Here is a 13165-nt window from a genome sequence, read left to right as displayed (position 1 = left end):
AACGAAGTTCCTTTGGCGGGAGAGTCCAGAGAGGGCGGAGCCCTCTCTGGCCGCCGGAGGCGCCCCTGCCTCCCGGCGGCTACATGGCCGCGGCCTTGGCTTTCGTAAGAATCTTCAGCGCCTCGGCTGAATCCGGCGTGGCCGCGAGCACCTTCTTGGCGTACTCCCCGGCCTCGGCCAGCTTTCCGGCCTTGAGCAGTAGCTGCGCCGTGCAGCAATGCAACAGCGGATTTTCTCCGGCCTTTTTCCGGGCGTCGCCCAGCACTTTGAGCCCCGCCTCGATATCCTTGAGCTTCCCGGCGGCCACAACCAGCAGATCGTAGGCCCGGGGGTTGTCCGGGCTGGTTTCGATGGCCCCCCGCAGATACTCCAGCGCGGCCTTGTATTGGCCCTTCTCCATCAGCCGGGTGCCCAGCATGGGGAACAGGCCGTCCTCGTCAACGCGAAGCGACACTGCCTCGCGGAAATTGCGCTGCGCCTCCAGCAGGTTGCCTTCTTCGAGGAATTTCTGGCCCTTGAGGATGCACTGGTCGATCTTGAGCTTGCGTTCGCGCATCTGTTCCAGTGATTCCCGGTCCTGCTCTTCCTTCACTCTCTTGTACACGGCGGCGATGTACTGGAAGAGCTTGGGCTCCTGCCCTTTGAGGTAGGGCAGCCCTTTGGGCAGCACCTTTGCCACGCTGGGGGTTTTGCTTATGTTGGAAAACGCCTCCCTGAACTGGCCTTCGATCTCGGTGCGGTCAGGCCCGCCGAGCTTGACCGCGCAGAAGGACTTCAACGCGGAAGCAAGGCAGCCAAGGGCGCGCAGGTCTTCGTTCTTGAGGTAGGCCGCCTTGCAGCGCGCCAACTCTTCTTTGATGCTACGGGGGGTTATGTTCATCGTGCTCCTGCCTAGTGTGCTCCGCCCCAGTCGCGTCCGACGCCCATATCCACGGCGAGGGGCACGTCCAGGGTGACGATGCCGGTCATCAATTCGGCCAGGCGTTCGCCAGCCGCCTGTCCGTACTCCGAGGGCGCCTCGATGACCAGTTCGTCGTGCACCTGGAGGATAAGCTCTGCGCCAAGCCCGGCCAGCCGCTGGTCGGACGCGGCCTTGAGCATGGCGATCTTGATGATGTCAGCCGCGCTGCCCTGGATAACGGTGTTCACGGCCTGTCGCCTAGCTTGAGCCTCCAACTGGGTGTTGCGGGAATGGATATCCGGCAACATGCGCCGCCGCCCTGCCATGGTGGTCACGTAACCCTGGGCCTTGGCCTGGTCCACCAGGGTCTGGTAGTATTCCTTGAGTTTTCCCATGTGCTCGAAATATTTTGCGATGAAGTCCTTGGCTTCGGCCAGTGTCAGGCCCAGCTCACGTCCGAGCTTTTGCGGACCCATGCCGTAGAGCAGCCCGAAGTTGATGGTCTTGGCCTGGCGGCGCTGCTCAGGGGTGACGGCCGAGGCGGGCCGGTCGAAGAGCAGGGCGGCCGTACGGGAGTGGATGTCCTGGCTATCGCGGAAGGCTTCCAGCAGGGTGGGATCGCCGGAGAAGTGCGCCAGCACGCGCAGTTCGATCTGGGAATAGTCCGCCGAGGCCAGAACCTTGCCAGGGCCGGCGATGAATAGCGAGCGCATCCTGCGGCCGAGGTCCCCGCGCACGGGGATGTTCTGCAGGTTGGGCGCGCTGGAGGAGAGGCGTCCCGTGGCCGTGGTCAGCTGGTTGAAGCTGGTGTGGATGCGGCCGTCCGCGTCAGCCAGGGCGGGCAAGGGCTCCAGGTAGGTGGAGCGCAGTTTCTCGAGCTTGCGGTATTCGAGCACCGTGTCCACCAGCGGGTGTTGCCCGGCCAGGCGCTCCAGTACCTCGGCGGAGGTGGAGGCGGCGCCCCCGGGCGTCTTGCCGGGGGCCTTGAGCCCAAGCTGGTTGTAGAGAACATCCGCAAGCTGCTGGCTGGAGCGAACGTTGAAGCGTACCCCGGCCTGTCGGTGCATCTGCTCCACCAGGGCTTCGAGGCGCGTGTTGACCTCCCCGGCGAAGGCCGTGAAGGCCGGGATGTCGATGCCGATGCCTCGGCGCTCCATGTCGACCAGGACGGGAATCAGCGGCATCTCCAGAGTGCGCATCAGCTCCGTAAGCCCGGCCTGCTCCAGCCTGGAATGCATCCTCTTGGCCAAAGCAAGGGCGGCCAGCCCCTGTGCGCCGCCGGGGGCTTCCTCGGGGCTGAAGGAGGGGTCGGTCCAGAGCGAATCCAGGATGCGATCCCAGGTGTAGACGCGATCCTCGGGGCTGAGCAGGTAGGCCGCCAGCCCCAGGTCGAACCAGGCCGCGACGGGCAGCGCCCTCCAGGCGTCGTGGGCGGAGAGCAGCTCTTTTACCGAAGGCGTGGCCACGGATTCGGCGGCGGCCAGCAGGGGGGCGAGCTCGTCAGGCCCGGCGTCGACGCGGAACTGCTGCGCATCCACGGCAAGGATGCACGCGTCATCATTATAGAGAAGGGCCACATGGCGACCTGACAGGGAAGGCAACGCCTCGGGCCGGACAAGGGGCGATAGCTCGGCTGGAGCGGCTTCGGGCGCGGGCCGGGAGGGCGCGCCGAAGAGCGAGAGCTGGCCGCCACCGGAGGAGGCGGGAGGTGCGGTCGGGGCCGTCGATACGGCGGCGGGCTGAGCGGGCGCGAGGCCGTTGCCGATTTCGCGCACGAGGGAGCGCAGCTCGTAGCTCTGAAGGAAATCCGCGATGTCCTTGCGCGGAGCGGGGGTGACGCGCAGGTCGTCGAGGGTGATGTCCACGGCGGCGTCGGTCTTGAGGCGGGTCAGCTCTCTATAGATGAAGGCGTCCTCGATGTGCGGGGCGATCTTCTTGTGCCAGGCGGGCTTGAGCTGGTCGAGCCCGTCGCGGAGCTGCTCCAGGCTGGGGTAGAGCGCCATGACCTCGGCCGCGGTTTTTGGGCCGACCCCGGGGACGCCGGGGATGTTGTCCGACGAGTCGCCGGTGAGGGCCTGGAAGTCGGGCCAATAGGCCGGGCCGGGGGGGAATTCGCGTTGGAAGTCTTCCAGGGAGGTGAGCTTCTCCTGCTTGATGGAGGGGTCCCAGAGCAGCACCTGGCGGTCCAGGCACTGGCGCAGGTCCTTGTCGGAGCCGACGATGACCACGGGGCCGCGGTGCTTGTAGCGCTGCACGAGGCTGGCGATGGTGTCGTCGGCCTCCACGTTCTCCTCGGAGATGACGGGGAAGCCGAGCAGGCGCATGCCCTCGGCGATGGGGGCCAGCTGGGCGGCCAGGGGCTCGGGCATCTTCTCGCGCTGGGCCTTGTAGGCCGGAAACAGGTCGTGCCGAAAGCCGGGGCCGCGGCCGTCCACGATGAAAGCGGCCAGGGAGGGGCGCTCCTCGCGGATGAGCCTGAGGCCGAGGCGCAGCACGCTGAAAAGGGCGTTGGTGGGGAATCCGTCGGAGCGGGTCATCTCGGAGAAGGCGTAAAACCCTCTATAGATGTAGGACGAGCCATCGATCAGGTAGAGCGGCTCCGAGCCGGGGGGGAGGGTGTCCCTCAGGGGCATGGGATTTCCTTTTTCTCGGCCTTTTAGCCCTTCGGTCCGCTCCAGGCAACCTCGACACATAAACAAAATTTAGGTTGCAGGTGGAATCCATGTCTGCTAGGCCTGCGAGAATCGTAAGCCCGAGTCATTTCGGGACTAAACCCAAAGCAGTGAAAACCGAATAGGCGCGTTGTTGGAGGGATCTATGCAAAAATGTATCAACATTGTACTGTTGGCGTGTCTCGCCCTTGGGGCGTATCATTGGCGTCAAGAAACAATCCGCATGGAGTCAGTACTTGCCCAGCTTGAGAAAGAAAAAGCGGAGATGCGTCTTGGCATGGACAAGGTGCGGGACGAGTCAAACCTGCTCCGCATGGTTGTTTTGGCCAATATGTCCAAGATAGCCGACCCCATCCCGAACAAGCTGCTGACCGTTACAGCGTATACAGCCGTGGAACTCACGCAGTCGGAAGATCAGCAGCTGCTGACGGCCTCGTTGAGCAAGCCGAAGGAGGGCGCGGTAGCCGTGTCTCGCGATTTGTTCAAGCAAGGGTGGGTGTTCGGCAAGAAAGTCTACATCAAAAACCATGGTGTTTTTGTCATCACCGATCTGATGGGCAGCAGCAAGAACAAGAGCGTGGACATTTTCATGAACGACTATGACCGGGCTTTGCAGTTCGGCAAGCGTCAGATTGAAGTTGTTCTGCTTGATGTTTAGCCCGGCGTCGAATTGAGGCGCCGTATGCGGAGGCCCTTCCAGGCGTAATTTGCCCTTTTCAACTGGGTCGAACTTGGGTACACCTCCCGGGAGTATTGGCAACCGTTCCCTGATGGAGGGCCTCCGTTATGATTCTACGCGCTCTTGCGCTCGCTATGTTGGCGACTTCCCTGGCCAGCGGCGTCCTGGCTCAGGCGCCCGGCTCCGGTCCTGTAGCCGCGGCTCCCCCGGCGGATTCCCGGATGGACCTGGAGAAATCGGTCTCCCGCGCCGTGCAGGCCAACCCGCAGATGCAGTCCGCCAAGCAGCAGATCTACGGCGCCATCGAGGGTGTCAGGGCCGCCACCGCCGCATTCGCCCCCACCGGCACGGTGAACTACGTCTCCACAGCCAGCTCCAGCCGCACCCCCGTCACGGTGACGCAGAACGTCAACGGGCAGAACACGGCCATCGGCACCACCGCGCGCTGGGGCGACAAGTATATGGCCACGCTGGACCTCAACATCAACCAGCCCCTCTTCACCGGCTTCAGGCTGCTCTCCAGCTACCAGAGGGCCAAGCTCTCCAAGGACCAGGCCGACGCTCTCTACCAGCGCACCGAGCTCCTGCTGACGCGCTCCGTTCAGACCGCGTTCCTGAACCTGCTCAAGGCCCGGTCGGACGTGAAGTCCAACCAGGATTCGGTGGCCCGCCTGCAGTCCCAGCTGAAGGTCACCCGCGCCTTCTACGACGTGGGCCTGCGCCCCCGCCTGGACGTGCTCCAGGCCGAGGCCGACCTGGCCAGCGCCGAACAGGCCCTGCTGGCCGCGCAGAACTCCGTGGAGATCCAGCTGGCCCAGCTCAATTCCCTGCTGAACATCCCCCTGGACCAGCCGGTCGACTACCTGGGCGAGCTGAGCCAGATCCCCTTCAACTACACCCTGCAGCAGGCCCTGGACGAGGCTTACAAGCAGCGCCCCGACATCTCCATCGCCCTGAAATCGGTCGAGATCGCCGGCAAGGACGCCACCATCACCCTGAGCGGCGCGCTGCCCCAGCTCTCCGCCAGCTACGACTACATCAAGCAGGGCGACTCCTGGGACCTGCGCGACCGTAACGTCTCCTTCACGGACAGCCACCAGTTCCAGATCAACTTCACCTGGAAAGCCTGGGACTTCGGCAACACCATCTTCAGCTACCGCCAGGCCACCGACAACGTGAAGAAGCTCCAGGCCGACCTGGCCAAGCTGCGCCTGGACGTGGGCGCAGACGTGAAGACCCAGTATTTGAACATCCAGGACGCGGCCAAGCGCATCAACGTGGCCAAAGTCGGCCTCAACGCCGCCAACGAGGGCTACCGCATGGCCGTGGCCCGCTACCAGGCCCAGGTGGGCACCAACACCGACGTGCTGGACGCCCAGTCCCGCGTGTCGCGCGCCGAGTTCCAGCTCACCCAGGCCCTGACCGACTACCAGATCGCCATCGCCAACCTGAACTACTCCATCGGCCGCAAGAGCCCTGGCCTCACCATGTAGCCCTGGCCTCGCCATGTGGCGTTGCCTTTGAGCGAAGCAGCCGAGGCCGTATACGCCTCACCCGCGAGGGGACGCGCGAGCGTTCCCTCGTTGTGCTTGGGGCGCGGAGCGGAAGACCTCCGCCGGCGGCGCCCGGCCCGGCCCCTCCCCACGGGAACCAAGATGAACAAGATATCCCCCCCCGAAGTGGACATGTCCGACCGCGAACGCATGACGCGTCTGGCGGACTTCCTGTTTGAAGTCAGCATGCTGCGGCGCACTCCGCGCACGGGCTACCAGTTCCTCGGCTCAGGGGCCGAGAACGTGGCCGAGCACTCCTTCGGCGCCGCGGTCATTGGCTACGCCCTGGCGCGCATGGCCGGGGCCGACCCGGGCAGGACCGTGCTGCTCTGCCTCTTCCACGACGTGCACGAGGCCCGCACCGGCGACTTCAACTACGTGAACAAGCTCTACAACACCCACGACGCGCGCCGCGCCCTGGCCGACGGCCTCAAGGGCACGGGCCTCTCCCAGCCGGTGCTCGAGCTGCACGACGAGTTGGAAGAGGCCCAGAGCCTGGAGGCATCCCTCGCCCAGGACGCGGACCAGCTGGACCTGATGGTCAACCTCAAGGAAGCCAAGGACCTGGGCAACCCCTACGCCGTCAAATGGCTGGAGTGCGCCGCGCAGCGGCTGCGGACCCCGCAGGGCCGGGAGCTGGCCGAAGCCATCATGACCACGGACCACACCGACTGGTGGTTCCTCGGCCCCGACGCCTGCTGGTGGGAACGCAAGAACGGAAAGGAGTAGCCCCGTGAGGCTGGCAGTCATATCCGACACGCACCTGAGCGCGCCGACCCCCTGGTTCATGGAGTTCTTCGAGCGGCATCTGCAGGGCGCGGACGCCCTCATCCACTGCGGCGACATCGTGGGCTGGGAGATGTACGCCTACATGGAGCGCAACCACCCCAACTTCCACGCCGTGGCGGGCAACTGCTGCGAGTGGCGGCTCTCGCAGGAGCTGCCCGCCATGCTGCGCCTGACCCTGGGCGGATTCAGCGTGGGCGTGACCCACGGATGGGGCGACAGGCCCTCGCTCCCCGCGCGCCTGCCCGAGGCCTTCGGCCCCGGCTTCGATCTGATACTTTTCGGACACACCCACCGCCAGACCAACATCCGCTTCGGCGACACCCTGGTGGTCAACCCGGGCAGCCTCTCCCCGCAGAGCCCCTGCATGGCGTACGTCACCCTCGGCGAGGAGCCCGTGGTGGAGATGCGCTGCGAGAAGCCCCCCCGTTAAGGCGGATCTTTGCGTCTACGGGGCTCCGCGAAGCGCAAAAGTCGCTTGTATCCGGGGCCGGATGTGTGCGACATAGAGCCGGTGAAACACGCGGGCGAGCGCGGCGCGATTCCGGTTGACAAATCGCCATTTTTTTCACAATACGAACTGCACGTGAATTTTTTATCATAGCGTTTCGAACCCTCCCGGGAGCGAGCGCGAGGCGGCCGCATCGCGGCCTGGGCGGCATCGTAGAAAACCACACTATCCGTAAAGGAGAGGAAACGAACATGTCCAGACTGGTTCCCCCGCATGGTGGCAAAGGCCTCACCATTTGTCTTCTGGAAGGCGCTGAGCGCGAAGAGGCCTTGAAGAAGGCTGCCACGCTGAAGAAAGTCACCATCTCCCCCCGTGAAAAGGGCGACCTGATCATGATGGGCATCGGCGGCTTCTCGCCGATCACCTACTTCATGGACAAGGCCGACTGGAAGTCCGTGTGCGAGAAGATGACCCTGAAGGACGGCACCTTCTGGCCCGTGCCCGTCACCTGCTCCGTCTCCGCCGAAGATGCCTCCGGCATCAAGGCCGGTCAGGAAATCGCCCTGGCGACCGAAGACGGCACCATCATGGCCATCATGACCGTCACCGAGCAGTACACCCTGACCGAAGAAGAGAAGAAGTGGGAGTGCTACCAGGTGTTCAAGGGCGCCGGTCCCGACTCCGCCGACGACTGCTTCTGGGAGACCGCTCTGAAGGACCACCCCGGCGTGCAGATGGTCATGGGCCAGAAGCCCGTGAACCTGGCCGGCCCCGTGAAGGTGCTCTCCGAGGGCAACTACCCCACCAAGTACAAGGGCGTGTACAAGCGTCCCGCCGACCTGCGCGCCGAGATGGACGCCAAGGGCTGGGGCAAGGTCGCCGCTCTGCAGCTGCGCAACCCCATGCACCGCTCCCACGAGTTCCTGGCCAAGATCGCCGTTGAAGTGTGCGACGGCGTGGTCATCCACTCCCTGATCGGCAACCTGAAGCCCGGCGACATCCCGGCTGAAGTGCGCGTGCGCGCCATCGACACCCTGGTCGAGCACTACTTCGTGAAGGACCACGTGATCCAGGCCGGCTACCCCCTGGACATGCGCTACGCCGGTCCCCGCGAAGGCCTGTTGCACGCCACCTTCCGCCAGAACTTCGGCATCAACAACATGATCATCGGCCGTGACCACGCCGGCGTCGGCGACTTCTACGGCATGTTCGAGGCTCAGGAGATCTTCAAGCGCATCCCCTACGCGACCCCCGAGGCCGCTTGCGCCGTCGAGCCTGGCAAGGCCCTGCTCTGCCAGAACATGAACATCGACTGGACCTTCTACTGCTTCAAGTGCGACGGCATGGCCTCCCTGCGCACCTGCCCGCACACCAAGGAAGACCGCGTCATCCTGTCCGGCACCAAGCTGCGCAAGATGCTGTCCGAAGGCGAAGCCATCCCCGATCACTTCGGCCGCGACGAGTGCCTGGTGATCCTGCGCGAGTACTATGAAGGCCTGACCGAGAAGGTCGAGGTCAAGATGCAGCGCGCCGCCTCCGGCGAACACGCCAAGCAGAAATAGTTGATTTCGGCTCACGCCGAATCCGGGGAGGCGCCATCCGGCGCCTCCCTTTTTTCATTCCACGGGGTTCGACATGAACGACGACATCAGGGATCAGATAGCGGAAGCCGAAAGGGAGATCGCCTCCTTCCAGGCCGAGATGGAAGCCGTGAGCGCCGAGATCAAGCGTCTCATGGCCGCCGAGGACCCGTCCGCGGGCGTCTCTCACGCGGGCGAGATCCACGCCGCCAGGCAGGAGAAGCTGCGCCTGGAATTCGAGATCAAGTTCCGCAAGGGCCGCATCAGCCGCCTGCGCTTCGGCTGAAGGAGTGTTCGCCGCCCGGGCGCAGAAGGGGCATGGGCGGGCGTCCCCAGCGGGGCCGGCCTTGACATTTCGGGAAAACAGAAGGCACATGTGCCAACTTTCACGCATACGCGAGGACACCCATGGGCAAGAACATCACTCAGAAGATCATCGCCGCGCACCTGCTGAGCGGTAAAATGAAGCCCGGCAACGAGATCGGGCTGCGCATCGACCAGACCCTCACCCAGGACGCCACCGGCACCATGGCCTGGCTTCAGTTCGAGGCCATCGGAGTGCCCCGGGTGAAGACAGAGCTTTCCGTCAGCTACGTGGACCACAACACCATGCAGCAGGGCTTCCGCAACCCCGACGACCACCAGTTCCTGCGCACCGTGGCCGCCAAGTACGGCGCCGTGTACTCCCCCCCGGGCACCGGCATCTGCCACCAGCTGCACCTCGAGAACTTCGCCAAGCCCGGCGCCACCCTCATCGGCTCCGACTCCCACACCCCCACCGCGGGCGGCGTGGGCAGCCTCTCCATGGGCGCGGGCGGTCTCTCCGTGGCCCTGGCCATGGCGGGCGAGGCCTACTACATCACCATGCCCAAGGTCGTTAAGGTGCAGCTCGAGGGCGAGCTCACCGGCTGGGCCACCGCCAAGGACATCATCCTGCACCTGCTGGGCATGCTCACGGTGAAGGGCGGCGTGGGCAAGGTGTTCGAGTACGCCGGGCCCGGCGTGGCCACGCTCTCCGTGCCGGAGCGCGCCACCATCACCAACATGGGCGCGGAGCTGGGGGCCACGGGCTCGCTGTTCCCCTCCGACGCGGTGACCAAGAAGTTCCTGGCCGCCATGGGCCGCCCCGAGGACTACGTGCCCCTCAAGGCCGACCCCTCGGCCGCCTATGACGAGGTCATCGTCATCGACCTTTCCAAGCTGGAGCCCATGGCCGCCCAGCCGCACATGCCGGACCGCGCCGCCACCATCAAGAGCCTGGCCGGGATGAAGGTGGACCAGTCCGCCATCGGCTCCTGCACGAACTCCTCCTACTCCGACCTCAAGACTGTGGCGCAGATGCTGGCCGGCAAGCGCATCGACCCTGCCACCGACCTGCTCATCGCCCCCGGCTCCAAGCAGGTGGTGAAGATGCTGGCCGCCGAGAACCTGATCGAGCCCCTGCTGGACGCGGGCGCGCGCATGCTCGAATGCGCCTGCGGCCCCTGCATCGGCATCGGCGGCTCGCCCACCTCCGGCGGCGTGTCGGCCCGCACCTTCAACCGCAACTTCGAGGGCCGCAGCGGCACCCAGGACGCCAAGGTCTACCTGGTGAGCCCGCAGACCGCCGCCATGGCCGCCCTGAACGGCCAGTTCACCGACCCGGCCACCTGGGGCACCCCCCCGGCCAAGGTCACCATGCCCAAGAAGGTGCCCTCCATCCGCCAGCTGTTCATCTTCCCGCCCGAGGACGGCTCCAAGATCGAGGTGCGGCGCGGCCCCAACATCGTGGCCCTGCAGCGCTTCGAGAAGGCCGCCGAGGCCGTGTCCGGCAAGGTTGCCCTCAAGGTGGGCGACGACATCACCACCGACCACATCCTGCCCGGCGGCTCCCAGGTGATGAGCCTGCGCTCCAACATCCCGGCCATCTCCGAGCATGTGTTCATCAACGTGGACAAGGAGTTCGTGCCCCGCATCAAGCAGATGGGCGGCGGCGTGATCGTGGGCGGCGAGAACTACGGCCAAGGCTCCTCGCGCGAGCACGCGGCCCTGGCCCCCAGGCACCTGGGCGTCAAGGCGGTCATCGTCAAGAGCCTGGCGCGCATCCACCGCGCCAACCTGGTGAACTTCGGCATCCTGCCGCTGCTGTTCGTGGACAAGGACGATTACGACAAGCTGGCCCAGGGCTCGGAGATCACCATCCCCGTGGCCAAAATGAAGCCCGGCAAGCCCGTGGAGGCCGTGGTGGATCAAAAAGCCAAGATCAAGCTCACAAATGATTTGACCGCGAAGGAGCTCGACATTATTTTGGCTGGCGGTCTGCTGAACGCCGTGGGTGGCAGCGGACACTAGCTCCCGCCCCGATTGTCGTCGACAACGGCCGGAGGTTGTGTCCTCCGGCCGTTTTTTATTGCCCCCGGCCCTTTATCCGGCAGGCCAAGTTATCCAAGGAGCCCCGTTACATGTTGGACGTTCTTCGACAGCATTCACAGTCCTGGTTCATCAAGGCGGTGTTCGGCGTCATTATCGCCGTGTTCGTGTTCTTCGGCATCTACTCCTTCCGCGACCAGCGCCCCGGCGGCGCGGTGGTGGCCTACGTGGGCGACAAGCCCATCCTGGTGAAGGATTTCATCGCCGAGTACGAGGGCATGTTGCGTCAGGCCCAGGCCCAGAACCCCAACCTCTCCAAGGATGACCTGGAGCGCTTCGGTTTCAAGAACCAGGTGCTCATGCAGATGGTCAACCGCGTGCTGCTGTTCGATCAGGCCGAGAAGCTCGGGGTGAGCGTCTCCCAGGCCGAGCTGCAGGCCGAGATCGCCCGTGTGCCCGCCTTCCAGAACGACAAGGGGCAGTTCGAACTGGAGCTGTACCGCGAGAAGCTCAAGTCCGTGGGCCTCTCCCCCGACACGTTCGAGGCGGACCAGAAGCGCGACCTGCTGTACGAAAAGATGGTGTACTACTCCATCCTGCCCGTGCGCGTCACGCCGGAAGAGGTCCGCTCCATCTACAACTTCGCCCAGGAAAAGGCCGTTGTCGACTACGTGCCCTTCCTCGGCGCCGACTTCGCCTCCAAGGTCGAGGTCAGCCCCGAGCGCATCAAGCAGGTCTACGACTCCTCCAAGGAGAAGTACAAGCGCTCCGCCGAGGTCAAGATCGACTACATCGAGCTGACCCCCGCCAACCTGGCCGACCCCAAGAACGTCACCGACCAGGAAGCCAAGGCCTACTACACGGACAACACCGACAAGTTCAAACACGGCGAGATGATCAAGGCGGGCCACCTGCTGGTGATGCTGCCCCAGAACGCCAAGGACGAGGACGTCAAGGCGGCCGAGAAGCGCCTGAACGACCTTGCCGCCCGCCTGCGCAAGGGCGAGCCCCTGGACAAGGTCATGGCCGCACAGGGCCAGCCCGCCGTCACCGGCGGCGACCTGGGCTGGTTCGGCAAGGGCACCATGGTGCCCGAGTTCGAGAATGCCGTGTTCGTCCTCAAGAAGGGCGATGTCTCCAACCCGGTGCGTACCCAGTACGGCCTGCACGTGATCCAGGTGCAGGACCGGAAGCCCGAGGGCGTCACCAGCTTCGAGGACGCCAAGGACGACATCAAGAAGGAAATGGCCGAGGACAAGGCCGCCGAGACCATCGGCAAGACCGTGGACCAGCTCCTCGAAGAGCTGATCGGCGGCGGCGACATGGCCAAGCTGGCCCAGTCCAAGGGCCTCGCCGTCAAGAGCTCCGACTTCTTCAACCGTCAGCGTCCGCCCGCAGACATGGGCCTCACCCCCGAGTCCCTGACGGTGCTGTTCTCCCAGTCGGCCGGCAAGGTCGTGCCCCAGCCCCTCTCCGCCGGCGAGGGTTATGTGCTGGCCAAGGTGGTGGAGATGAAGCCCGAGGCCATCCCCGCCCTGGAGGAGATCTCGGAGGCGATCAAGACCGACATCGTGGCCGAGGAGGCCATGAAGCTGGCCGAGGCCAAGGCCAAGGAAGTCGCCGGCATGCTGGCCACTCCGGACGGTCAGGCCAAGGTGGAGCTGGAGTACGCCGGGCGCATCAAGGCCGCCCAGCCCTTCACCCGCCAGGGCGTCGGCCCCGACCTCGGGCAGGCTCCCGCCCTTGCCGAGGCCGTCTTCGCCGCCAAGGGCCCGGGTTGGCTGCCGGAAGCCTACGGCGTGGCCAAGGGCTTCATTATTGCCAAGGTCAAGGAACGCTCCTTCCCCACCGAGGCGGACTGGCAGCGCGACAAGCCCAGGATCATGTCCCAGGCTCTGCCGTTCCAGCAGGAGCAGGCCTTCCGCAGTTATGTGCAGTACCTCTACGAGAAGACTCCCCTGCGGCTCGTGAACAAGGAGATTCTCGGCGCGGGCGCCGCCACGCTGCCTGGAGCCGAAGAGAAGAAATAGCGCTTCGTTCAAGCGTACAAGTAAGGGAGCGGCTTCGGCCGCTCCCTTTTTTTGCGCGCAGAGAACTGGAGACCGGGGAGGCGCTGCCTCCCCGGACCCCACCGGCAGGGGGATGATCCCCCTGCACCCCCAACAGTTTCACGCAGACGGTCGTGTGAGGCGGC

General features: G+C 65.0%; 10 protein-coding genes. 8 read left to right on the top strand and 2 right to left on the bottom strand.

All coding sequences use genetic code 11. From position 1 onward, the window contains the following. Positions 1 to 79: 79 nt before the first annotated feature. Complete coding sequence (locus tag MLE18_RS17690; protein ID WP_243440130.1) at positions 80 to 880, bottom strand: tetratricopeptide repeat protein; 801 nt, start codon at positions 878 to 880, stop codon at positions 80 to 82. Between the two features lie 11 nt (positions 881 to 891). Beyond that, entirely contained in the window at positions 892 to 3534 is a 2643-nt protein-coding gene (gene polA, locus MLE18_RS17685) for a DNA polymerase I (protein ID WP_243440129.1), read from the bottom strand. A 184-nt stretch (positions 3535 to 3718) separates the two neighbouring features. On the opposite strand from polA, the gene MLE18_RS17680 reads away from it, so the two are divergent. The 8 genes from MLE18_RS17680 (at position 3719) to MLE18_RS17645 (ending at position 13001) form a co-directional block, all read left to right on the top strand. After that, on the top strand, positions 3719 to 4231 hold the full coding sequence (locus MLE18_RS17680; RefSeq protein WP_243440128.1) for a 3D domain-containing protein: 513 nt from the start codon (positions 3719 to 3721) through the stop codon (positions 4229 to 4231). 242 nt (positions 4232 to 4473) lie between these two features. Next, on the top strand, positions 4474 to 5745 hold the full coding sequence (locus MLE18_RS17675; RefSeq protein ID WP_243440127.1) for a TolC family protein: 1272 nt from the start codon (positions 4474 to 4476) through the stop codon (positions 5743 to 5745). A gap of 162 nt (positions 5746 to 5907) precedes the next feature. After that, positions 5908 to 6534 carry an HD domain-containing protein gene (locus MLE18_RS17670; RefSeq protein WP_243440126.1) on the top strand — a complete coding sequence of 209 codons (627 nt, stop codon included), beginning with the start codon at positions 5908 to 5910 and terminating at the stop codon, positions 6532 to 6534. A gap of 4 nt (positions 6535 to 6538) precedes the next feature. Continuing rightward, positions 6539 to 7024: a metallophosphoesterase family protein gene (locus MLE18_RS17665; protein ID WP_243440125.1), complete on the top strand. Its 486-nt coding sequence runs from the start codon at positions 6539 to 6541 to the stop codon at positions 7022 to 7024. Between the two features lie 269 nt (positions 7025 to 7293). After that, positions 7294 to 8604, top strand: coding sequence for a sulfate adenylyltransferase (gene sat / locus MLE18_RS17660; RefSeq protein ID WP_243440124.1), 1311 nt, complete (start codon positions 7294 to 7296; stop codon positions 8602 to 8604). A gap of 73 nt (positions 8605 to 8677) precedes the next feature. After that, positions 8678 to 8908 carry a hypothetical protein gene (locus MLE18_RS17655; RefSeq protein ID WP_243440123.1) on the top strand — a complete coding sequence of 77 codons (231 nt, stop codon included), beginning with the start codon at positions 8678 to 8680 and terminating at the stop codon, positions 8906 to 8908. 122 nt (positions 8909 to 9030) lie between these two features. Next, a complete protein-coding gene (locus tag MLE18_RS17650; protein WP_243440122.1) occupies positions 9031 to 10953 on the top strand; it encodes an aconitate hydratase in 1923 nt (640 codons plus the stop codon). Between the two features lie 110 nt (positions 10954 to 11063). Further along, complete coding sequence (locus MLE18_RS17645; RefSeq protein ID WP_243440121.1) at positions 11064 to 13001, top strand: peptidylprolyl isomerase; 1938 nt, start codon at positions 11064 to 11066, stop codon at positions 12999 to 13001. Positions 13002 to 13165 lie beyond the last annotated feature (164 nt).

Source organism: Fundidesulfovibrio soli (assembly GCF_022808695.1).
Lineage (GTDB): Bacteria > Desulfobacterota > Desulfovibrionia > Desulfovibrionales > Desulfovibrionaceae > Fundidesulfovibrio > Fundidesulfovibrio soli.
This window is presented reverse-complemented; position numbering and strand designations above follow the sequence as displayed.

Excerpts from the sequence above, each read along its gene's own strand:
- MLE18_RS17680 (WP_243440128.1), top strand. The coding sequence starts at position 3,719 with ATGCAAAAATGTATCAACATTGTACTGTTGGCGTGTCTCGCCCTTGGG.
- MLE18_RS17690 (WP_243440130.1), bottom strand. The coding sequence starts at position 880 with ATGAACATAACCCCCCGTAGCATCAAAGAAGAGTTGGCGCGCTGCAAG.
- MLE18_RS17670 (WP_243440126.1), top strand. The coding sequence starts at position 5,908 with ATGAACAAGATATCCCCCCCCGAAGTGGACATGTCCGACCGCGAACGC.
- MLE18_RS17655 (WP_243440123.1), top strand. The coding sequence starts at position 8,678 with ATGAACGACGACATCAGGGATCAGATAGCGGAAGCCGAAAGGGAGATC.
- MLE18_RS17675 (WP_243440127.1), top strand. The coding sequence starts at position 4,474 with ATGGACCTGGAGAAATCGGTCTCCCGCGCCGTGCAGGCCAACCCGCAG.
- polA (WP_243440129.1), bottom strand. The coding sequence starts at position 3,534 with ATGCCCCTGAGGGACACCCTCCCCCCCGGCTCGGAGCCGCTCTACCTG.
- MLE18_RS17650 (WP_243440122.1), top strand. The coding sequence starts at position 9,031 with ATGGGCAAGAACATCACTCAGAAGATCATCGCCGCGCACCTGCTGAGC.
- MLE18_RS17645 (WP_243440121.1), top strand. The coding sequence starts at position 11,064 with ATGTTGGACGTTCTTCGACAGCATTCACAGTCCTGGTTCATCAAGGCG.
- sat (WP_243440124.1), top strand. The coding sequence starts at position 7,294 with ATGTCCAGACTGGTTCCCCCGCATGGTGGCAAAGGCCTCACCATTTGT.